Source organism: Bradyrhizobium embrapense, assembly GCF_001189235.2.
Taxonomy (GTDB): Bacteria; Pseudomonadota; Alphaproteobacteria; order Rhizobiales; family Xanthobacteraceae; genus Bradyrhizobium; species Bradyrhizobium embrapense.
The window spans coordinates 746,328-768,077 of sequence record NZ_LFIP02000004.1; the positions used below are offsets into that span (position 1 = coordinate 746,328).

Sequence of the window (21,750 nt, forward strand, 5' to 3'; positions counted from 1 at the left end):
CCGTTCAGCTCACCGCAGCCGCCTGCCGCAGCGACAGCCAGACAACGCCGTTCTCGACCTTGGCCGGATGGGTATGCGTGCAGCCTTCGTCAGGCGCGACCGCCTGCCCGTTTGCGAGTTCGATGACGAAATTATGCAGCGGACAAGTCACGCGTTTGTTGTGCACGATGCCCTGCGACAGCGGCCCGCCCTTGTGCGGGCAGCGGTCGTCGAGCGCGAACACCTCGTCGCTCTCGGTCCGGAACACCGCGATGTTGCCGCCTGGCGTACGCACCACGCGCGAGCCGAGCCGCGGAATGTCGTCGAGCGCCCCGATTTCGATCCAGCTGGTCATGCGAGCTCCAATTCGGCGAGCGGCGCGAACTCGTTGCGGTCGACGCCGCGGCTGGCGCGCTCGGCCCACGGATCGGTCTGCGCGAACTGCTGCGAATGAGCAAAACGGGCGAACAGCGCCTTGCGGTTGGCGATGTCGTCGACCACCCGCTTCCTGATCTGCTCGAGACCGACGCGGTCGCACCATTTGTACATGCGCTCCAGATACCAGCCCTCCTCGCGGTAAAGCTGGGTCAGCGCCACGATCACCTCGAGCGTCTCGTCCTCGGTTTCGACCTTGGCGAGGTACTCGGTACCCTTGATGTGCAAGCCCGCGGCGCCGGCGAAATGGATCTCGTAGCCGGAATCGACGCAGACCACGCCGACGTCCTTGCAGGTCGCCTCGGCACAGTTGCGCGGGCAGCCGGAGACGCCGAGCTTGACCTTGGCCGGCGTCCAGGAGCCCCACATGAACTTCTCGAGCTTGATGCCGAGGCCGGTCGAATCCTGGGTACCGAACCGGCACCATTCCGAGCCGACACAGGTCTTCACCGTGCGCAGGCCCTTGGCGTAGGCATGGCCCGAAACCATGCCGGCGTCGTTGAGATCGGCCCACACCGCCGGCAGGTCCTCCTTCTTGACGCCGAGCAGGTCGATGCGCTGGCCGCCGGTGACCTTCACCGTCGGGATGTTGAACTTCTCGGCGACGTCGGCGATGGCGCGCAGCTCGCTCGGCGTGGTGACGCCGCCCCACATCCGCGGCACCACCGAGTAGGTGCCGTCCTTCTGGATGTTGGCGTGGACGCGCTCATTGATGAAGCGCGACTGCTGGTCGTCGCGATACTCGCCGGGCCAGGTCGCGAGCAGATAGTAGTTGAGCGCCGGACGGCAGGAATGGCAGCCGTTGAGCGTCTTCCACTCCATGAAGCGCATCACGGCCGGAATGGTCTTGAGCTGCTGCTCGACGATGACGCGACGGACGTCGTCGTGGCTGTGATCGGTGCACTTGCACAGCGGCTTGACCTTCGGCGCCGCCGAATAGTCGCCGCCGAGCGTGAACGCCAGCACCTGCTCGACGAGGCCAGTGCAGGAGCCGCAGGACGACGAGGCCTTGGTATGGGCGCGGACGTCGTCGAGCGTGAACAGCTTCTTCTCGGAGATCGCCTTGACGATCGCGCCCTTGCAGACGCCGTTGCAGCCGCAGATCTCGGTCTCGTCGCTCATCGCGGCAACCGAGTTCTGACCGCTGACGCCGCCGTCGCCGAGATTGGCGGCGCCGAACACCAGGCGCTCGCGCATGTGCGAGACGTCGGTGCCGTCGCGCAGATGCTGGAAGTACCAGGGGCCGTCGATGGTGTCGCCATAAAGCACGGCGCCGACGATCTTCTTGTCCTTCAGGATGATGCGCTTGTAGACGCCGCGATTGGCGTCCTGCAGCACGATCTCCTCCTTGTCCGGCCCGGGTGCGAAGTCGCCGGCCGAGAACAGGTCGATGCCGGTGACCTTCAGCTTGGTCGAGGTGACCGACCCGTCATAGGTGGCAAAGCCCTTCATCGCGAGGTGGTTGGCGCAGACCTTGGCCTGGTCGAACAGCGGCGCCACGAGACCGTAGGTCTGGCGGCGGTGCTGCACGCACTCGCCGACCGCATAGATACGACCGTCATAGGTCTGCATGGTGTCGGAGACGACGATGCCGCGCTCGCAGTACAGCCCGGCCTTCTTGGCGAGTTCGAAGTTCGGGCGGATGCCGACCGCCATCACCACGAGATCAGCCGCAAGCTCGGTGCCGTCGCCGAAGCGCACGCCGGTGACGCGGTCCTCGCCGAGGATCGCCTGGGTCTGCGCCGGCATCTTGAACACCATGCCGCGCTCTTCCAGCGACTTGCGCAGGAGTCCGCCGGCCACCGGATCGAGCTGGCGCTCCATCAGGGTGTCGAGCAGGTGCACGACCGTGACGTTCATGCCGCGCTTCATCAGCCCGTTGGCGGCTTCGAGACCGAGCAGGCCGCCGCCGATCACGACGGCGTTGCGATAGTCGGTCGATGCCTTGATCATGCGGTCGACGTCATAGATGTCGCGGAAGCCGATCACGCCCGGCAGCTCCTTGCCCGGCAGCGGCAGCATGATCGGATTTGAGCCCGTCGCGATCAAAAGGCGGTCGTAGGGGACGCGCTCGCCTGCCTCGGTGACGACTTCACAGGTGCGGCGATCGATCATGCTGATCGTCTCGCCCTTGCGCAGCGTGATGTTGTTGTCCTCATACCAGTCGAGGGTGTTGAGCATGATGTCGTCGACGCTCTTCTCGCCGGCGAGTACCGGGGACAGCAGGATGCGGTTGTAATTGCCGTAGGGCTCGGAGCCGAACACCGTGATGTCGTAGAGATCGGGCGCGCGCTCGAGCAGCGCCTCGACCGTGCGGATGCCAGCCATCCCGTTGCCGATCACCACGAGCTTCTGCTTGGTCACTTTGTCGAGCATGGTCTGCCTTTCAATTCCGACGGCGCTATTCAGCGACGCGACGTGCGTCGTTGATGGGCACCGATAAAGGTTGGAGTTGTAGGAAGCCCAGCCGCGGGCGCAGACCGTCTTCGATGACGACCGATGTTCCGTTATCGACTGATATTCAAAACGCGTGCCAACCTCGCGCGGACGAATCTCGTCGTAAAATCAATGACTTTTACGCGACCTCGAATGTGCCCAATGACGCGCCGCGCAGCGCGCTGGCTGATTTTTTAGCCACGCCGATGATCTCTTGTGCAGCACAGCATCAGCGGCTGCGAGGCCAATCGCCATCGATGCGTCATCGCGCGCTCATTGCACATCGCACAAGAAAGCATCAGCGTGCGCGTTTGGGCGGCGGCGCTTGCTGTAAGCCACGCCAGGTCCGACCGCCGGGCTCGGTTCGCGATCTCGCGGCAACGTCTTGCGACTGCAAGGCAAAGCGACGCAATCGATTCGATGGCACGCAAATTGCTGACTTGAACGCTTGACGGAGTGCGTCTCAACGACGAGCGCACTCACCATTCACCCCACATTCGATTGATCTGCGCCCGAGACGACCGCACCCTGCGCGGCCGCCTCCGCCGCATCACCGCGAGACGTTGCGATGAAACTAGCCGAGTTCAAGAAGGCAGGTCACTGGCCGACCCTGCTCGCCGCGTTCCTGTACTTCGACATCAGTTTCATGGCGTGGGTCGCGCTTGGACCGCTGATCGTCTACATCGCGCGCGACATGAGTCTGGCCGTCAACGAGAAGTTCACTCTGGTCGCCATTCCCGTGCTGGCTGGCGCGCTGCTGCGCGTGCCGATGGGCATTCTCGCGGACATCATCGGCGCCAAGCGCACCGGTATCATCGCCCAACTCGTCGTGATATCAGCAACCGCGTCGGTCTGGGATTTCGGGCTCACCAGCAAGCTTGCGATCGAGCTGTTCGGACTTGCGCTCGGCGTCGGCGGCGCCTCCTTCGCCGTCGCCCTGCCCCAGGCCAGCCGCTGGTATCCGCCGCAATATCAGGGCGTGGTGATGGGGATCGCCGGCGCCGGCAATATGGGCGTCGTGCTCGACACGCTGCTGGCACCGAGCATCGCCGAACATTGGGGCTGGCAGGCCGTGTTCGGCTGCTTGCTGTTTCCGATGCTGATGGTGCTTGCCTATTACGCGCTCGCGGCCAAGGACGCGCCGGGCGAGCGCAAGAAGATCTCGCTGAAGGCCTACGGCGAACTGCTGAAGGACTCCGACAGCCGCTGGTTCATGTTCTTCTACTTCATCACCTTCGGCGGTTTCGTCGGGCTCGCCAACGCGCTGCCGCTCTATTTCACCGTACAGTATCACGTCTCGGGCGTCGCGGCCGGCATGCTGGTCGCGCTGATCGTCGCGTTCGGCTCGGGCTTCCGTCCCGTCGGCGGCATGATCGCCGACCGCATCGGCGGCATTCGTTCGCTGTCGATCCTGTTCGGTGTCGTGGTCGCCGCCTATCTCGTGATCGCCTTCATGCCCGAGGGGCCGGCGGCGGCGACGCAGGGCGGCTGGGCGCTGACCGAGCTGCCGCGCATCGCCTGGATATCGGTGCTGCTGTTCTCGATCGGCGTGCTGGCGCTCGGCATGGGCAATGGCGCGGTGTTCCAGTTGATCCCGTTGCGCTTTCGCCACGAGATCGGCCTGATGACCGGGCTGGTCGGCTGCGCCGGCGGCATCGGCGGCTTCTTCCTCGCCCAGACGCTTGGTTTCGCCAAGGGCATGACCGGCGGCTTTGGCGCCGGCTTCCTGTTCTTCGGCGCCCTGGCGTTGCTTGGCTTCATCGGACTTGCGATGGTCAAGGTCCGCTGGCGCACCACCTGGGGCGCAGTGTCGGGAGCGCGCGTCTGACGGCTCCCCTTGCGAGAGGACGGGCCCGGACGTGGCGAACGGCGCGCAACACGACCTCGGCGTCCGCGTCGGTTTCGCTAGCGAGACCGGCAAGCGCGCCGCAAATGAGGACTATGTGGCGGTCTGCCTCGGCCAAGCGGACGCGCTGCATCGCGATGTGGTGGCCGCGGTCGCCGACGGGGTCGGCGGCCACAAGGGCGGGCGCGACGCCGCAGAGGTCGCGGTCCGCAGCTTCATCGACGCCTACTATTCGCTGCCCGAGACGCTCGGCGTCCGCCGCCGTGCCGCGCGGGCGCTGGAAGCCGCCAACAGCTGGATCTATGGCCAGGGCCGCATCGACGCCGCGCGCAGCGGCATGGCCTGCGCGCTCTCCTCGATCATCCTGTCGCGGCGGCAATGCCATGTGATCCATATCGGCGACACCCGCGCCTACCGCCTCAGCGACGGACGGCTCGAGCGCCTGACGCAGGACCATATCGCCGGCCGCGGCGACCTCGCCCATATGCTGAGCCGCGCCATCGGTTTCGAGGAGTTCGCCCGGTTCGATTACACCTCGGTCGGGCTGCGGCAACATGATCGTCTCCTGATCTGCAGCGACGGGGTTCATGGCGCGCTCTCCGACTCCGGCCTTCAGCAGTTGCTGGAGGAACGCACGCCGCCCGACGAATCGGCGCGCAGCATCGTCGATGCCGCGCTCGCGGCCGGCAGCAGCGACAACACGACCGCGCTGGTGCTCGACGTCGTCGACCTGCCCCCGGCGGATCGCGACGATCTCACGCACGCGATCGCGACCTTGCCGATTTTGGACTTGCCGGAGAGCGGCGACACGATCGACGATTTCGCGCTCTCCGACGTGCTGTCCGACGGACGCTACAGCCGCCTGTTCAAGGCGACCGACAAGCGTGCCGGCCGCGAGGTCGTACTGAAGTTTCCGCATCCGCGGGTCGCCAGCGAGGGCTCCTACCGCCTCGCCTTCGTGCGCGAGGCCTGGGTCGCCGCGCGCGTCCGCAGCCTGTGGATCGGCGAGATCATCGAGGTGCCGGCGGAGCGCCAGACGAGGCTCTATTCGGCGATGCCGCTCTACGAGGGCGAAACGCTGGAGCAGCGGCTCACGCGCGCGCCGCGGCTATCGCTCACCGAGGGCATCGCGATCGCAACCAAGCTGGTGCGCGCGGTCACGGCGCTGCATCGTGCCGGCATCATCCATCGCGACATCAAGCCCGACAATGTGATCCTCGCGAAGGACGGCGGGCTGCGCCTGGTCGACCTCGGTGTCGCGCGTGTGCCACTGCTGGAGGATTTCCCCGCCGAGGATATTCCGGGCACCGCGAGCTACATGGCGCCCGAATTGTTCGGCGGCAAGCCCGGCGACGAAGCCTCCGATTTGTTCGCGCTCGGCGTCACCGTCTACCGCATGTTCACCGCGAACTATCCGTTCGGCGAGATCGAGCCGTTCTCGCGGCCACGCTTCGGCAAGCCGGCGCCACTATCGCGCTACCGGCCGGACCTGCCGGCCTGGCTCGACGCCGTGATCGGCAAGGCGCTCAGCGTCGAGCCCACGCAGCGCTTCGGCGACGCCATCGAGTTCGCGCACGAGTTGGAGAACGGCGCGACCTGGGCCGGTCCCGCCGTCACGGCCCGCAAATCACTGCACGACCGCGATCCCGTGACCTTCTGGAAGGTGCTGTGCGCCATCCTCGCGCTGATCATCGTGGTGCTGCTGGCGCGGCACTAGGCGATCGCAGACCCACACGAGCCACGACGAAGACCTCGCGCCGCAGCCTAAGACCCGACGCGGCGGATCGTGATCCGGGTCTCGTCGGTCATGTCCTTCAACTCCTTGTTCGGCGCGCGGTAGAGATGACGCTGGATCTCGATCGATCGGCCATCGGTGGTCTTGCTGCAGGTCTCGTCGACGAAGACCCCGCCGACCTCCTGCCTGTCGGCGCCCGGCTTCGCTTCCGTGCAGCTCCAGCCGTCCTCACCGTAGCGCGATTTCGCCTGCAGGCCGAGCAGGAAGGCCTTCTTGCGCAGATAGAGCCGCGCCTTCGGATCGGTCTCGATCGTCAGCGCCGCGATCCTGGCGTCCTTGTCGATCATCACGGTCAGGATCGCCGGATGGCCGCCGACCATGGTGCCTTCGCGCGCGGTTTCGCGGTCATACTCGAAGCGGATGCCGCGCAACTGGTCCGGCCCGGCCGGACAAGCCGCCCACTGCGCCCACTCCGCCAGCCGGTGCGTCTTGTCTCCGGCGCAGGTCAGGTTGATATATCCCGCGTCGGGAACGCTGCTGATAGCCATGCCGACATCGATGTCGCGCAGGTCTCCCGCGGTCGCCATCGCCGGCACGGCCGCGGCGACTGATGCGGCGAAGACCAACCCGCGGATTGCCGATCTCTGCTTGCTCATGGCTTTACCTTCTCGCTCGGGTCGGACGACGCGGCGGCGTGGCCGGCCTCCTTGTAGATGTTGCAGACACGCGAGCCGTCGCCGAAGAAGGCGATGCATTCGTCATAGTTCGGTTCGCCTTTGCCCTTGACATGGGCGAGCACGTAGTTGGCGACGGCCTCGATCTCGTTCGGCCGCAGGAACACATTCGCCTCGGGCGGCATGCGGTCCGCGACATCCTGCCGGCTCATCTCGTAGCATTTCGTCGTGTCGTAGGAGCCGCGCACGAAGAACGGCATGCCGGTGCCCGGCCGTCCGCACGTCACGGTCTCGATGATCTGCTCGCGCGTCAGATCGGTCTTGCGCAGCGACAGCGCGTCGCCGCCATAGCCGCCGCCGCCATTACCGTGCCATTTGTGGCAGCCCATGCAATTGCCGCGCTTGAACACCGCCTTGCCCGCATCGGTCGGATCGCTCGCCGACTGTGCCTGCGCCGTACTCACGAACCCCATCACGAGCGCGCAGCCGAGCCACGCGCCAATCAGCCATGTTTGTTTCATTTGTTCTATTTCTGTTGGCGAGATCGACGCGGGAGGCCCCTCGCGGAAGCCTCCCGCGCTTGCGACGTCAGAGCGCGAACACGTAGAGCATCGAGCCCGGCTGCATCCGCTTCAGCTCGGGCGTGGCGTCGATGAACCACTTGTCCCAGGCACCGCCGAGGCCGACAAGGATCGCAACATACTGCTTGCCGTCCACCGAGAACGTCATCGGGGGCGCGTTGACGCCACCGCCGGTGTTGAACTGCCAGAGCTCCTTCAGCGATTTGGCGTCATAGGCGATCACCTCGCCGGACGGCTGTCCGGAGAACACGAGGTCGGGCGTCGCCAGGATGCCGCCGAGGTTCGGGAATTGCGTCTCCGCCTTCCCAGCCACCTTGCCGGTGGTGACGTCGATCGCGGTGACGCTGCCGGTGATCTTGACGTTCTGGCTCGGCCCGCCGCCGGTGAAGAACTCACGCGCCTTGACCTTGTCCGGCGTCATCTCCTCGACCTTGATGTGGTTGCAGCTCTCGATGACGGGAATGTACCAGAGCTTCAGGTTCGGATTATACGCGGTCGGCGGCCAGTTCTTGCCGCCCATATTGCCGGGACAGATATCCGTTTCCTTGTTGGTCCGGCTCGGCGTCACCGACGCGTTGTACTTCTGCACGCCCTGCTTCGGATCATACTCCACCGGCTTGCCGGACTCGGGATCGAGACCCTTGGTCCAGGTCACCTTCTTGACGAAGGGCAGACCCCAGACGAACTTGCCGCTGTTGCGGTCTACCGCGTAGGCAAAGCCGTTGCGGTCGGCCTCGAGTGCGAGCTTCAGCGTCGTGTTGTTCGGGCCGGGGACGTCGACCAGCACGTTCTCCGCCACGCTGTCATAGTCGTAGGGATCATTCGGCGTGTGCTGATAGTGCCACTTGATCTTGCCGGTGTCGGCATCGAGACCCAGCGACGAGTCGGTGTAGAGGTTGTCGCCGGGCCGGTATTCGTTGTCCCAGTCGGGTCCGGGATTGCCGACGCCCCAGACGATCGTGTTGGTCGACGGGTCGTAGCTGCCGGTGACCCAGGTCGAACCGCCGCCGCTTGCCTTGGCGTTCTTGTCGTCCTTCCAGGTCTCCGCGCCCGGCTCATCCTTGCCCGGGATGGTGTGGGTGCGCCACACTTCCTTCTGGCTGTTCAGGTCGGTGGCGGCGATCCAGCCACGAATGCCGTATTCCGCACCGGCTACGCCTGATATCGCCTTGTCCTTGACGATCAGCGGAGCGCCGGTGATCACCTCGCCCTTGTCGGGATCGGCGACCTGACGCTGCCATGCGACCTGCCCGGTCTCCTTGTTGGTCGCGATCAGGCGGCCGTCGAGCGTGTGCGAGATGACGAGGTTGTTCCACAACGCAACGCCACGGTTGTCGACGCCGCAGCAGGCGACCGCGCCGGCCCAGTCGTGATCGGTCTTGGGATCCATCTTCCAGACCAGCACGCCTTTGCCGCCATGCGCGTCGATCTTGTAGACCGAGCCCCAGCCATCGGTGACATACATGAATCCGTTCTCGACGATCGGAGTTCCCTCCAGGCCGCCATGCGCCCAGATTCCGCCGCCCTCGACGCCGCCAAGATGCATTGTCCAGGCGACCTTCAGGTTCTTGACGTTGTCCTTGTTGATATCCGCCAGCGACGAGAACCGGGTCGCCGAATAGTTCTTGTGGTGGTGCAGCCAGTTGCCCGCTTCCTTGTCAGCGTTGAGCAGGCGGTCCTGGTTGACATCATCGGCGAGCGCGAACGAGCCCGCCAAGATCGCAGCGGATGCTACTGCCGCCGCAAGCATGTGCGATTTAACCCAATTCAACCTTGTCATCGGTTCATTTCCTCCGGATCCAGCATTCTTCATTGATCGAACCGCCCGTCACACACGGGCGATTGCGCGAGAAGCCTTGAGTCCCGGCGATCGGCTGTGCCGCCCGCCGCATTCCCAGTCGCTTGTCTTCACCTGTCTTAGGTCACTTCTGGACCTGTACCTCCGTCTCGATGGTGCCAGCTTTCTGAAAAACGATTGCGCATTTGAAGGTCTCGCCGGGCGCGAGCGCCTGACGCAACTGCAGCAGCATGACGTGATAGCCGTCGCGCTTCAGCTCGAGCGTTGCCTTGGCCGGGACTGGTATATTGGATATGGAGCGCATGGCGGGTGCGCCTTCACCGCGATCGACGATGTGGCGCTCGGAAAAATTCGCGACCGGGCAGCGGACACGGAGCAGCGCATCGGCACTGTCGGCTTCGTTCGTGATTGTCATCGTCAACGGAAGGTCTCCGCCTTCTTTGTCTGCCGCCGGTACGCGCGCATCCACGATCGTCAAGGATTCGTTCGCGATGGCGTTATGCACCACTCCGAACGTGCTGATCAGGCAGAATAATGGCAATGCGACCGATGATCTGCGCTTGATGGTCCTGCATGCAACGGCGCCATGCAACCCCCGATCGAACGGCATCAAACTTTCTCCCGACATGATTTTTGCGGCATTGTTTCATGCTTCGTCGCGCGCGGCCAGCGATTGAAGCTCGGGAACCCAACATCAATGCGATTTCGGCACGCATAGCCGTCATGCTAACTTTTTGCGCATGAGTGATCTCGATGCACTTCCATCGGAACAGCGCGACGCGGCGCATGCTGCGTTGCGTGAGGTAATCGGCACGGCAGCGATCGATGCTACGACGCCGATTTCAGGCGGCGTCACGTCGGCGCGATTATTTCGGATCGATGTAGGAGGCAAGAATTATCTGCTGCGGATCGAAGGCGTGCCCAGCCCGTTGCGCAATCCGGCATGCTGTTCAGCGCATCCGCGACGGCACCGCGCGCCGCACCCGATACGAGATTCGCCGCGCCGACGCTTGCCGAACTCGCAGCCGCCACGAGCGCCGGCCGGGTCAAGGTCGACACGCCGGCGGCAAAGCACGTGTTCGGCAAGATGTTCCTGGCCTCGTTCCTGACCGACGTCGCGCCGCCCGGCTTCGATCTTTCGGTCTAACGGTCAGCCCGGCGGATTGAACGTCAGCGCGAGCCTGCCGCGCAGCTCATTGGGGGACTGGATGCAGCCGCGCCAGCTGGTCGATCGACAGCCTCGCCTCGCGCTCCGTCAAGGGAAAGCGGACGATGATGTCCTGGCGCGCAACTTGGCCCCACAGCGCATCCGACGACCACTTCTGCGGCTCGGGTCCGCGGGGACCGTCAATCCAGATGAAATACCACTCCGTCATGGCCGCAACGAAAGCTCCTCTCCGGAACATTGGCCCTTTGCCGGCCAATCCGCAACGCCGGATTTTCACACTGGCCTGCGGTTCGGCGCTATTCGTAGGGCCGGCCGTCCTTGTGCAGGAAGCGGCCGTCGGAGCTCGGGCTCATCATGTCGATGTCGGAACAGATGATGACGTCGGCGCGTGAGCGCGAGCCGACCTCGAGATAGGTGGCCGTCGTCTGGGACCGGTTGATCATGTGGTGGCCGTTGCCGGAATTCTTAGGGAACGCCGCGCAATCGTCGGCGCGCAGCACCGTCTCGCCGCCGTCTTCGATCAACACCACTTCGCCGGCAAGCACATAGACGAACTCGTCCTCGTCCGAATGCCAGTGCCGCTGGCTCGACCAATTGCCGGGCGGAAGCCGCATCAGATTGACGCCGAAATCGGCAAGCCCGCCGGCGTTGCCGAGCCGCTGCCGGATTCGTTCAGCGCACGCTGCGGCGAATTCGGCCGGATAGCCGGAGCCCTTGCGTTCCGGCACCTTCGTCAGATCGATCTTCGGCATGGCATTTTCCTGAGTCGGTGGCAGCGTGCGCAATGATCGATGCCCTATCGCAACGCCGCGCCGGAATTGTGTCGCTGCCGGCGCAGTCAGCCGCGCTCGACCAGCTGCTTCGCCATCAGGATGTCGTCATAGTAGCGGCCGTCGATCTTCAGCGCGTGCTTCTCCACCCCGTATTCGACAAAGCCGGCGCGTCGGTAGAGCCGGTAAGCAGGCTCGTTGCCCTCCACCACGGCGAGTTGCACCAGCTCGACCGACTGTGCGGCGAGTTCGAGCGCGGCATCGACCAGGAGCCGGCCGACGCCGGCGTGCCGCGCCTGCTGCCGCACATACATGCTCACCAACGCGCCCTTGTGCTGCCGCTTCGGCCCTTCCGCCGCAATGAAGCCGACGATGCCGGCGAGTTCGCCGCCGCAAAACGCCCCAAGTATCACCACTGCGCCCGCGAGCCTCTCCGCGAACCAGCCGACGGGAAAAACGCTCTCCGTCTCATACGCGCTGCCGAACGCCTCGGGGCTCAAGCGCAGCGCCTCGAGACGGATGTCGCGATAGAGCGCAGCGTCGGCCGGCTGGAGGCGGCGAATCTCGATGGCTTGCGTGGTCATTCTGTGTCCTGTCTCGGTCGCAGCAGCATGGCGCCGATCGCAATACCTGTCGCGCTGCCAGCCAATTCCAAAGGGATCGGAGCGGGTAAGTATTTCCACCTCTCATATCCGCGGCTTCGGCCGTCGCATAGAGGTAGACTCCAGATCACGCTTGCCTGACACTGGGGCATCGGGGAGAGGCTTATGGTTTTCTGGATCGCGAGTGTGGCCGGATTGGCGACCGCTTATCTTCTCGGTTCGATACCCGCGGGCTATCTGGCTGGGAAACTGCTGAGGGGTATCGACATCCGGGAGCACGGCTCCAGGTCCACCGGAGCCACGAACGTGTTGCGAACCCTCGGCAAGTGGCCCGCGTTGGCGGTCCTGCTGGTCGATGTGCTGAAGGGCGCGGCGGCGATCGGGTTCGCCCGTTGGTTCTATCCCTGGATCTGGACATTGCCGTCGGTCACGCCACCGACCGATCTGCAAACCTTGCTGCCTTGGGCGGTCTGCCTGGCGGGACTTGCGGTATTGTTGGGGCACAGCCGCTCGATCTGGCTGAGCTTTACGGGTGGCAAATCCGCCGCTGCAGGGCTCGGCGTGTTGCTGGCGCTGTCCTGGCCGGTCGGTTTGGGCACGGCTGCGGCCTTTGGCGTCGTGCTGGCTGTTTCCCGGATGGTGTCGCTTGGTTCGATGCTGGCTGCGCTCACAGCGATTGCCCTGGTCTGCGGCACGGAGCAGCCGTTGCCATATCGGCTGCTGGTCATTGCAGGTGGCCTTTACGTGATCGCACGCCATCGCGCCAACATTCAGCGGCTGCTGGCCGGGACCGAACCGCGGCTGGGATCAGGCGGACGAGAATCAAAAGCGGCGTCGTAAAGCTGAAATTGCGCTCTCTGAGCGCGACCAACGTCGCCGGCGGCAGCCCGGTGACGCCGCGCCGCTGCCGGTAACGATTGCGTCTGCTTACGCCGCGCCTGAGACCGCCTTGATGACGTCAGACGAATGCGTCACGAAGCCGAAGCACTTCTTGACGTTGAACAGGGTTGCTTGGACGCAGTAGCCCGGCGAGGTCGTCGCGCAGCAGTCTTCGACCAGCAGGCAACCGTAGCCCAGGAAGTTCGCGTCGGTGAGTGAATGCAGCACGCACTGATCGGTGTTGACGCCGGCGAACAGGATCGTCTTGGTGCCGAGATTGCGCAGAATGCTATCCAGCGGCGTGTCCCAGAAGCCGCTGATCCGGTATTTGTCGACGTGAATATCCTCGGGCTCCTGCTTCAATTCATCGACAACGGCCGCGGCCCAGCTGTCCTTCTGCAGCACGCGCGCGCCACTGCCCGGCAACGGCTCGCCAAGGCCGATGCCAACGCCCTTCGGCTTATAGAGATGGAGCTGATTGGGCGCCATGTTCTTCAGGTCGGGCCGATTGCCCCAGTTCAGCCAGATGATTTGCACACCGGCCTTCCGCAATACCGGGAGAAGCTTCTGCAGCGGCTCGATCGGCGCCCGATCCGGCGTGTAGTCGACGCCGAGATGATCGACCCATCCCTCCTTCGCGCAGAAGTCGTTCTGCATGTCGACGACGATGAGAGCGGTGCGGTGCAGATCGACCGTCACCGTTTGCGGCTGCGCGTCGATCGTGACTGCTTTGGGCGGCGGCGGCGCCATCGCCATGTTGACGTTGTTGTCGTTAACCAGCCATTGGTAACCGGGCGCGGACCCAAGACGATTGGCGGTGCCGGAGCCAACGGATTCCGCGGCCTTTACCAAAGTGGAACTCGTCATCGGACTTTCCTCCCTTGCCTGTGTTTCCTTGGCTAAGTTTTTTTGATGTCTGTTGCGATCAGCCGCCGCGTTCGAACGGAATGGTCAGGGCCGAGGGCTGCCTGCTCTTGCCGACGAAGCCGGCGATGGCGACCAGCGCCAGCAGATATGGCAGGAGCAACAGCAGCGCGACCGGCACATCGAGCTGCAGCGCCGGTACCAGAAATTGCAGCGCGGTGGCGAAGCCGAACAAGAGGCACGCCGCCAGCGTGTACCAGGGATTCCAGCCGCCGAAGATCACCGCCGTGATCGCAAGATAGCCCGCGCCCTTGGTCATGTTCTCGGTGAACGTGTTGCTGTCCGCAACCGACATGAACGCGCCGCCGAAACCCGCCAGGATGCCGGCGTAGAGCACCCCGAGATAGCGCGTCTTCGCCACGCTGATGCCCGCCTTGTCCGCGGCGCGCGGATCCTCGCCGACCGCCCGCACCGCCAGCCCGAACGACGTGTACTTCAGGATCAGCCAGGTCACGACGACCATCACGATGCTGACATAGGCAAGGCCGGTCTGGTTCGCCAATGCCGGTCCGATCACCGGGATATGCGCGAGCCACGGCAGATTGAGCTGTGCAAAACCTGGAATCGGGTCGCGCGAAAGCGGCCCGAAGATTTCGCGGTAGAGGAACGTCGTTGATCCCAGCGCCAGGATGTTGAACCCGATCCCGACCACCAGTTGATTTGCGCGCAACGTCACGCTCAGCACGGCCTGCACCGCAGCAACCGCCATCGCGACCAAGACGCCGGCCGCCACGCCGATCAGTGGCGAGCCGGTCGCCCACGATGCCAGCGCCGCCGTGAAGGCCGACATCAACATCATGCCGTCGAGGCTGAGATTGAGCACGCCGGCGCGCTCGCTCAGCATCTCGCCGGTTGCGGCGAAGATGATCGGAACCGCAAGGCGCAGTCCGGAACCGATGAAAACGGCCATTTGTTCGTCAATCATCGGGTCACCTTTCGGTTGGTGAGGATCGCGGAGCCTGCAATGACGATGACGATCAGGCCCTGACAGATCAGAACCACGGCGGACGGGACATGCGCCGAGATTTCCATGTTGATCGATCCCGATCGCAGGAAGCCGAACAGCAGCGCACCGATCACGACGCCGACGGCCGAGCCGCGCGACAGCAGGCCGACCACCAGACCGTCAAATCCGTAGCCGGACGAGAAATCGCTCGTCAGATAGAATTGCTGGCCGAGGATCATGATCGCGCCGCCGAGACCGCCCAGGCCGCCGGATACCGTCATGGCCAGGATCACGTAGAAGCTCGTCCGCATGCCCGCGCGGCGTGAGGCGGTCGCATTCAGGCCGACGGCGCGCAGTCGCAGGCCGAGCGTGCTGTGCTTGAGCACCAGCCACACCACGACGACCGCAATCGCCGCGATCAGCAAGCCGATATGGAGCGGCGATCCGTTGTCCGGGAATAGCAGCGGAAGCTTGGTCGAATCAGGAATCTCCGCCGATTCCGGCAACGACGACACGTCGCTGATCGGCTTGCGCAGCAGATGGAAGGACTCGACGGACCAATACACCAGCGGCAGCGCAATGAAGCTGAGCAATAGCGTGCTGATGACCTCATTGGTGCCGCGAGCCGCCTTGAGGAAGCCTGCCAGGCCGCCCCAAACGGCGCCGGCGATGGTCCCCACCGCGAGCGGCACGATGAACGCCAGTCCCAACGGGAGGCCGCCAGCGCCATGCAAGGCCGCGGCGGTCGCGAGCATACCGCCCATCGCGATCTGCCCCTCGCCGCCCACATTGGTCAGGTTGGCACGGCTGGCGAAGATGAAGCCGAGGCCGACCAGCGCGAGGCTGATGGCGCGATTGATCGAGGCACCGATGTTGAAATCGCTTCCTGCCATCCCGTCCCAGAAGGCTTCGATCGCCTCGACGACCGACGCACCGGTGGCCGTGATGATGAGCAGGCCGATCCCGAGCGCGATGATCGTCGATACCACCGGGACCAGAACCTGCAACGGCACGAGCTCGAGTCTTGCACCCTTTGCGACCCGCGCAAGCTTTGGATTTTTCAAAACCATGGCCAACCTAGACATGCGCGTGCCCCGACATCATCGCTCCGATCGCCTCGCGGCTGAACGCCCCGGCCGCGAGCTCGCCAACCAGCTTTCCGCGGTAGATCACCGCGATCCGATCCGACACCGCCATCAGTTCCTCCAGTTCGCTGGAGATCAGGAGCACCCCGAGCCCGTCATCGCGCGCGGCACGAATGCGATTGTAGACCGCCTCGATCGCGCCGAGGTCGAGCCCGCGCGTCGGCTGCGCGGCGAGCAGGAACACCAGCGGATCGAGCGAGAGCTCGCGTGCAAGCACCGCCTTCTGCTGGTTGCCGCCGGAGAGGCTCGCCATCGAAACATCAGGACTGCTCGCCCGCACGTCGAAGTCACGCATCATCGTCTGCGCCGCCTTGCGCCGCGCCGACTTATCGAGCAGGCCGAAACGGCTGAATTTTCCGATCGCGCCGAGAAACAGGTTCTCGGCCACCGACAATTCCTTGATGCAGGCCACCGCATGGCGATCCTCGGGAACGATGCCGACACCCGCATCGGTGATCTCCTGCGGCGTGCAGGCGGCGACCGATGTCCCGCCGACCACGATCGCCCCGGCGCTTGGCGCGGCGAGCCCGGCCAGGATCAGTCCGAGCTCGGTCTGGCCATTGCCCTCGACGCCCGCGATCCCGACGATCTCGCCGGTACCGACCGTGAGGCTCAAGCCGTCGAGCCGCGGCACGCCGTGCGGGTCGCGATACACGAGGTCCGAGATCTGCAGCACTGCCTCGCCCGGCGATACCGGACCGGCCGCGTTCGTCGGTTTCGCCGGCGTCTTGCCTTCGATGTCGACCGCAGCGGCGAGCACCGAGCCGGCGGACTGGACGTCGCGGCCGACCATGGAGCGCACCAGCGACCGGATGTCGGCGCCCTCCATCCCGACGGTCTCGATGATCCGGCCCTGCCGCAGCACCGTCGTGCGATCGGCCACACGGCTGATTTCGCCGAGCTTGTGCGTCACCAGGATGACGGACTTTCCGCGCAGCGCCACCTGGCGGCAGATCGCCAGCAGCGCGTCGATCTCGTCGGGCTGCAGCACGGCCGTCGGCTCGTCGAGCACGAGCAGCTGTGGATCGCCTAGGAGGCATTTGATGATCTCGACCCGCTGCCGCTCACCGACCGAAAGCTCGTCGATCCGCGCCTCGGGGGCGATCTCGAGGCCGTATTCGGCCGCGAGCTGCTCCATCCGCACGATGATGTCCTGCGGCTTCAGCACCGCGCTGGCACGGCCCAGCATCAGATTCTCGGCCACGCTCATGTTGGGCACCAGGCTGAAATGCTGGTGCACCATCACGACGCCGCGCTGCAGCGCCTCCGCCGGGCCGCGTGGATCAAACGGCTCGCCGGCCAGCGTCATCGTGCCCCCGTCCGGCCGATGCACCCCGAACACCAGGTTGCACAATGTCGATTTGCCGGCACCGTTCTCGCCGAGCAGGCAGTGCACCTCGCCGCGCTCGATCAGCAGCGATATATCGTCGAGCGCGGTAAAAGCCCCGAAGCGCTTGGTCAAGCCAGACAGTTCGAGAAGCGCCACGGTCAGCCCACCTTGACTTTGATCTTGTTCGACAGCAGGTCGTCCTTGAGCTCCTTGACCTTGGCTTGGATCTCCGGCGTCGCTCCGGCGCAGATCTCGATGTCGGCCGAGCGGGGCCCCATCGCGAGGCCGAACTGCTTGTACTCCGGGTGCCAGGTCCCAGTGACGGCCTGGTCGATGGCATATTCGACCATGAAGCCGATGCCGCTAACCGTGTAGGCGATGTAGAGCGGGTTGTTGTCGGAGCAGTAGTTGGTGTAGCTCCCGATCATCCTGGTGCCCTTCTCGCGCGCCGCCTGCTCCATGCCGCGTACGCCGAGATTGAGGATGTTGTAGTGGACGTCGGCGCCCTGCGCGATCGCGGCAAGGGTCGCCTCCTTCGCCTTGGCGACGTCGTCGAAGTCACCGGTGTAGGTCACGAAGCATTTGGTATCCGGCTTGACGTGCTTGGCGCCATTCGCGAACTCGGTTCCGGTGTTGACGATGGCCGGAATTTCAAGACCGCCGACATAGCTCACCGCGCCATTCTTCGACATCATCGCGGCGACCGCGCCGGCAATGAAGCCGATCTGGGCCTGCAGCACGTCGTATTGCGCGACGTTTTCGGTCGGCTGTCCGGTCGGGCCGACGATGGAGAACTTCACCTTCGGGAATCGCTTGGCGACCTTGAGCACCGATGCCTGGGTCTGCCCCGCGGCGCCGATCACCATGTCATTCTTGCTCGCGAGCGTGACCAGCGCCTGCTCCATGTCGGCGAACTTGACGTTCTCGATCGACGTGATCGCGACCTTGTTGCCGTGGCGCTGCTCGGCCGCCTTCATGCCGTTATAGGCCGACTCCATCCAGCCATGGTCGGCCCGCGACCCCGGAATCAGAATGCCGATGCGTAGCGGCTTTGCGGCATCGTCGGCGAAGGCGAGCCGGCCCGATGAACCGATGAAAGCTGCCGAGAGCAGACTTGTTTGCAGAAATGCACGACGGGTACCGTTCATGTGTTTCCTCCTGTTCGTTTCCGGTGTTGCCGCGTTGTTTGTTGCGGCATTTTTTTGCATCGGCGGCGCGACCGCGCCATCGTTCTCAAGATCGAAGCAATTTCAGCTCGCGGCCGCCGTCGCCAGCGCGCCGACGGCATCGACGAAGCACTTCATCGGCGCCTGCACGACGCCCGCGCCGATGATCCCCATGCCCGGCTCCTTGTGCGCGGTTGCGGTGTTGATGACCGGGCGCATGTTCTCGTCCACGACCTTGCGGATGTCGATGCCGACAGGCGCGCCGATGAAGTCGAGCATCGGCAGGGTGAAGCCGGGATTGCGGCCGATCGTGACGTGCGCCATCTCGCGCGAATAGCGCAGCGCGTCCTGCGGCGTACCGCCGACGAACTGCACCATCGCCGGAGCCGCCGCCATCGCGAACGCGCCGAGGCCAGCAGTCTCGGTGATCGCGCTGTCGCCGATATCGGGATTGGCATCGGCCTCGCTGAAGCCGGGCAGGAACAGGCCGACCGGAATGTCGGCCGGCCCGACGAACCATTGTCCGTTCAGTCCGCTGACCCTGATGCCGACATTCACGCCGTTGCGCGCCATTGCCGTGACGATGCTGCTGAACGGCACGCCGTGGGCAGCATCCATGGTCGCCTTGCATGCCGCCATCGACAGGCTGAGGAAGAACATGTCGTCCGCCCCGATCGTCCGCAGCGTCTCGCGAACCAGATCGCGCGAGATCGAGGATTTGAGCAGCGATTCCGTGACGGCGCGATACAGCAGCAAAGTCGCCGCGGTGTTGCGATTGTGGACATCGTCGCCCATGTGCAGCGATTGCGATATCAGCGGCTTCAACGGCAATCCGCCGTCGATGCCGGCGACCGCGGCCTTCAGGCATGGCGCCAGCACATTCTCGATCAGCTTGAGGCCTTCGATCACCTCGGGCGCGAAAGCGCCGAAACGCAACGTCTTGGCGCCGCCGGATTCCATCATCGGCGCATAGGCGCGGTTGCCGGTGGTCTGGTTCAGCACCACGAACAGCGGCATCGAGGGCGAGATGATCCCGGTCATCGGCCCGACCGCCCCGAATTCATGGCACGGTGCGAAGCGGATGCCGCCGGCCGCCACGAGTTGCTCGGCCTCCTGCTGGGTCGTTGCCCATTTTTCGTAGAGGATGGCGCCGACCACCGCCCCCTTCATCGGGCCGCACATCTCGTTCCAGGCGATCGGCGGACCGGCATGGAGCAGCGTCCGGCCCATATCCGGCCAAACTTCGAATGCGTGCGCCGCGACGTCGACCCATACCGGCTGCGCGGTCAGGATGCGCTCGAGCACTTCCGCATTGGCGCGATCAATCCGCGATCCGAGGCAGTCGGCATCGCAGGCGTCGCCGACCAGCTGCGCGAGGCTCCAGGCGACCTCAGGACTTCCGTCGCCGACCGGCTGCCACTGCAACCGCACCAGCGGGGCGCCGCTGCTTTCGACACCGCGATCGAGGCCGGAGGCGCCGAGGCTGATGACCGATGTCTGGTTCTGGAGCGCGGAAGGGGCTGCGTTCATCATCGTTCTCCACCTTGCATCGCGCGACGCCCGTTGGCGCTGTCGTCCGCGGCCATGCGGCTCGCGATGGCTTGCGAGGCGCGGGCTGCGCTGGTGCTGCTGCCGACAATCTCGGCGCCGGCATCGGCCAACATGCCTTTCTGGGTCTCGTACGGCTGCGGATCCGCGTCCGTGCCACAGACGAAGCAGATCACGGCAAGCTCCCGCCCCTGCGCCCGCGCCGCGGCCTTGGCCCGGCGGATCGCCGGAGCCAGGATCTCTGCCGGATTGGGGTGGCTGCCGTAGCCGAGCACCACGTCCAGCACGATGCAGGCAACGGTCGGATCACCGGCTTCCTTCAGCAGCCGTTCGATCCGCACGCCGTAGTCGATCATCGGATGCGGACGCCCGACCGTGAATTCGTCGCTGCCGAGATCGATCGCCATGTGCCCGCGGCTCTCTTCCACGTCGGCGAGACGCTCTGCGCCCGCAAGCGGCGCGTTCGACCGGGCGCGAATGCCCGCCGCCCGCCATATGGTCTGAGCTTCCGAGCAGAACGTACCTCCGGAATAGAGACCGCGCAGATAGCGCTGCGACGGCGTCAGCGACCCACAAACCTTCGTTGCCAACGCCTCAGCGGACTGCTCGTCGCTCCCGGGTTGGCGCGCTCCGGCAAGCGCGACGGCCTGCCGCGCGGTCTCCTCGAGCGACGACGTGCGGTGAACATTGCCGGCGGATGCGGCTGGCTCGCCGCCGAGGAAGCAGATCACGACAGGCTTTCCGATCGCGCGAGCGCGCTCGATCACCCGCTGCTGTACATCGGGCGCAGGAGGTTTTGAGACGATGGCGACCACCTTGGTCTGCGCGTCGGCGGCCAGCAGTTCCAGCCCCTGCAACATCGTGATGCCGCCGACCTCGCTGGAGACGTCGTGGCTGCCGGTGCCGATCGCCTGCGAGATGCCATGGCCATGACGATGGATCTGGCACATCACCTCCTGCAGGCCGGTGCCGGACGCGCCGACGAGCCCGATCGCGCCGCGCCGAACGACGTTGGCAAATCCAAGCGGCACGCCGTTGATGATGGCCGTGCCGCAATCCGGCCCCATCACCAGCAGGCCCTTCTGCGCCGCAACGCGCTTGATCGCCACCTCCTGTTCGATCGGCACGCTGTCGCTGAACAGCAACACGTTGAGGCCCCGGCGCAGCGCCTTCAGGGCTTCCGCGGCGGCATAGGGGCCCGGCACCGAGATCAATGCGAGGTCGGCATGATCGGCAATCGCGACGCCGCCGGCGATCGAGCGCGGCGGTGCTTCCGCCGCTGCTTCAGTCGATCCGCCCTTCGGTTCTTCGCCCGCGATCTGGGAATGAATCTCCCGCTCCGCGGCCGCGATCTTGTCGGGCGCATCGTCCGCCACGACGATCATGATATCGCCCGGCTTGGCGCTCTCGAGCGCTGGACTCATCAGCCCGGCCTGCTGTAGGAACTCCTTGTTGCTGCGCGTCCCCATCAGCAGCGTGACCCGCTGCACGCCGGTCCGCGCGATCGTGACCTGGGATATCCGCATCAACGACACGGAATCCTTGTAAAGGTTCGCCCTTATGCTGGATTGGATGGCCATTGCCTTGTCGTTCCCTTGAATCCCGCAGGCCGCTTGTTTGTCTTTTGTCTGAGCTTGAGCCAGCGGGCAGCTCGATTACCTGGTCAGAATGAGGCGCCGAGGCGTCTCACCTGCTTCAACTCGGTGAGCGCGAGCGCCACTGCGGCCATCAAGATCGGACCGCCATCCTGCTCGACGCTCGAAGGCAGATTGGCGTGGGCGAAGATCT

At 64.9% G+C, this 21,750-nt stretch carries 21 protein-coding genes; 5 read left to right on the forward strand and 16 right to left on the reverse strand.

From position 1 onward, the window contains the following. Window positions 1-4: 4 nt before the first annotated feature. Both nirD and nirB read right to left on the reverse strand, forming a co-directional pair. Window positions 5-334: a nitrite reductase small subunit NirD gene (gene nirD / locus AKN83_RS22435; protein ID WP_050405871.1), complete on the reverse strand. Its 330-nt coding sequence runs from the start codon at window positions 332-334 to the stop codon at window positions 5-7. Continuing rightward, window positions 331-2,790: a nitrite reductase large subunit NirB gene (gene nirB, locus AKN83_RS22440; protein ID WP_063695465.1), complete on the reverse strand. Its 2,460-nt coding sequence runs from the start codon at window positions 2,788-2,790 to the stop codon at window positions 331-333. The genes nirD and nirB overlap by 4 nt, the downstream gene beginning before the upstream one ends. Window positions 2,791-2,903: 113 nt before the next feature. Between nirB and AKN83_RS39830 the strand changes: the two genes are divergently transcribed. The 3 genes from AKN83_RS39830 to AKN83_RS22450 all read left to right on the forward strand — a co-directional run bounded on the left by AKN83_RS39830 (window position 2,904) and on the right by AKN83_RS22450 (window position 6,413). After that, window positions 2,904-3,302 carry a hypothetical protein gene (locus AKN83_RS39830; RefSeq protein ID WP_157113502.1) on the forward strand — a complete coding sequence of 133 codons (399 nt, stop codon included), beginning with the start codon at window positions 2,904-2,906 and terminating at the stop codon, window positions 3,300-3,302. A 116-nt stretch (window positions 3,303-3,418) separates the two neighbouring features. Further along, window positions 3,419-4,678, forward strand: a complete 1,260-nt coding sequence (locus AKN83_RS22445) for an MFS transporter (RefSeq protein WP_050400858.1) — start codon at window positions 3,419-3,421, stop codon at window positions 4,676-4,678. Window positions 4,679-4,709: 31 nt separating this feature from the next. Further along, entirely contained in the window at window positions 4,710-6,413 is a 1,704-nt protein-coding gene (locus tag AKN83_RS22450; RefSeq protein WP_050400857.1) for a bifunctional protein-serine/threonine kinase/phosphatase, read from the forward strand. A 47-nt stretch (window positions 6,414-6,460) separates the two neighbouring features. On the opposite strand, the gene AKN83_RS22455 is transcribed toward AKN83_RS22450, so the two are convergent. The 4 genes from AKN83_RS22455 to AKN83_RS22470 form a co-directional block, all read right to left on the reverse strand. Then, complete coding sequence (locus AKN83_RS22455; RefSeq protein WP_050400856.1) at window positions 6,461-7,087, reverse strand: hypothetical protein; 627 nt, start codon at window positions 7,085-7,087, stop codon at window positions 6,461-6,463. Next, window positions 7,084-7,626: a c-type cytochrome gene (locus AKN83_RS22460; protein WP_050400855.1), complete on the reverse strand. Its 543-nt coding sequence runs from the start codon at window positions 7,624-7,626 to the stop codon at window positions 7,084-7,086. Before AKN83_RS22460 ends, AKN83_RS22455 begins: the two co-directional genes overlap by 4 nt. Before the next feature lie 67 nt (window positions 7,627-7,693). Continuing rightward, complete coding sequence (locus AKN83_RS22465; RefSeq protein WP_244522044.1) at window positions 7,694-9,466, reverse strand: PQQ-dependent dehydrogenase, methanol/ethanol family; 1,773 nt, start codon at window positions 9,464-9,466, stop codon at window positions 7,694-7,696. A 142-nt stretch (window positions 9,467-9,608) separates the two neighbouring features. After that, window positions 9,609-10,094 (reverse strand): copper chaperone PCu(A)C, encoded by a 486-nt coding sequence (locus AKN83_RS22470; RefSeq protein WP_244522045.1) that lies wholly within the window; start codon window positions 10,092-10,094, stop codon window positions 9,609-9,611. 333 nt (window positions 10,095-10,427) lie between these two features. Between AKN83_RS22470 and AKN83_RS22475 the strand changes: the two genes are divergently transcribed. Continuing rightward, window positions 10,428-10,631, forward strand: coding sequence for a hypothetical protein (locus AKN83_RS22475; protein ID WP_050400852.1), 204 nt, complete (start codon window positions 10,428-10,430; stop codon window positions 10,629-10,631). A 46-nt stretch (window positions 10,632-10,677) separates the two neighbouring features. Here AKN83_RS22475 and AKN83_RS22480 read toward each other — a convergent pair whose 3' ends face one another. From AKN83_RS22480 to AKN83_RS22490, 3 genes are all read right to left on the reverse strand, one after another. Continuing rightward, window positions 10,678-10,860, reverse strand: coding sequence for a hypothetical protein (locus AKN83_RS22480; protein ID WP_244522046.1), 183 nt, complete (start codon window positions 10,858-10,860; stop codon window positions 10,678-10,680). Window positions 10,861-10,948: 88 nt separating this feature from the next. Continuing rightward, window positions 10,949-11,404 (reverse strand): cupin domain-containing protein, encoded by a 456-nt coding sequence (locus tag AKN83_RS22485; RefSeq protein ID WP_050400850.1) that lies wholly within the window; start codon window positions 11,402-11,404, stop codon window positions 10,949-10,951. Window positions 11,405-11,490: 86 nt separating this feature from the next. Next, window positions 11,491-12,006, reverse strand: a complete 516-nt coding sequence (locus tag AKN83_RS22490) for a GNAT family N-acetyltransferase (RefSeq protein ID WP_050400849.1) — start codon at window positions 12,004-12,006, stop codon at window positions 11,491-11,493. Window positions 12,007-12,189: 183 nt separating this feature from the next. Here AKN83_RS22490 and plsY point away from each other — a divergent pair, with 183 nt between their 5' ends. Continuing rightward, window positions 12,190-12,864, forward strand: a complete 675-nt coding sequence (gene plsY / locus AKN83_RS22495) for a glycerol-3-phosphate 1-O-acyltransferase PlsY (protein ID WP_050400848.1) — start codon at window positions 12,190-12,192, stop codon at window positions 12,862-12,864. A gap of 87 nt (window positions 12,865-12,951) precedes the next feature. On the opposite strand, the gene AKN83_RS22500 is transcribed toward plsY, so the two are convergent. The 7 genes from AKN83_RS22500 to fdrA form a co-directional block, all read right to left on the reverse strand. Further along, the gene (locus AKN83_RS22500; RefSeq protein WP_083992162.1) at window positions 12,952-13,770 is read right to left on the reverse strand and encodes a cysteine hydrolase family protein; all 819 of its coding nucleotides are present in this window, start codon (window positions 13,768-13,770) and stop codon (window positions 12,952-12,954) included. Window positions 13,771-13,828: 58 nt separating this feature from the next. Continuing rightward, a complete protein-coding gene (locus tag AKN83_RS22505) occupies window positions 13,829-14,752 on the reverse strand; it encodes an ABC transporter permease (protein WP_050400847.1) in 924 nt (307 codons plus the stop codon). Further along, on the reverse strand, window positions 14,749-15,780 hold the full coding sequence (locus tag AKN83_RS22510; protein ID WP_430641568.1) for an ABC transporter permease: 1,032 nt from the start codon (window positions 15,778-15,780) through the stop codon (window positions 14,749-14,751). Before AKN83_RS22510 ends, AKN83_RS22505 begins: the two co-directional genes overlap by 4 nt. Window positions 15,781-15,850: 70 nt before the next feature. Continuing rightward, the gene (locus AKN83_RS22515; protein ID WP_083992163.1) at window positions 15,851-17,404 is read right to left on the reverse strand and encodes an ABC transporter ATP-binding protein; all 1,554 of its coding nucleotides are present in this window, start codon (window positions 17,402-17,404) and stop codon (window positions 15,851-15,853) included. Between the two features lie 2 nt (window positions 17,405-17,406). Further along, on the reverse strand, window positions 17,407-18,396 hold the full coding sequence (locus tag AKN83_RS22520) for a BMP family protein (protein WP_083992164.1): 990 nt from the start codon (window positions 18,394-18,396) through the stop codon (window positions 17,407-17,409). A gap of 102 nt (window positions 18,397-18,498) precedes the next feature. Continuing rightward, window positions 18,499-19,944 carry a YlbE family protein gene (locus tag AKN83_RS22525; RefSeq protein ID WP_050404640.1) on the reverse strand — a complete coding sequence of 482 codons (1,446 nt, stop codon included), beginning with the start codon at window positions 19,942-19,944 and terminating at the stop codon, window positions 18,499-18,501. Next, window positions 19,944-21,542 carry an acyl-CoA synthetase FdrA gene (gene fdrA, locus AKN83_RS22530; protein WP_050404636.1) on the reverse strand — a complete coding sequence of 533 codons (1,599 nt, stop codon included), beginning with the start codon at window positions 21,540-21,542 and terminating at the stop codon, window positions 19,944-19,946. The genes AKN83_RS22525 and fdrA overlap by 1 nt, the downstream gene beginning before the upstream one ends. Window positions 21,543-21,750 lie beyond the last annotated feature (208 nt).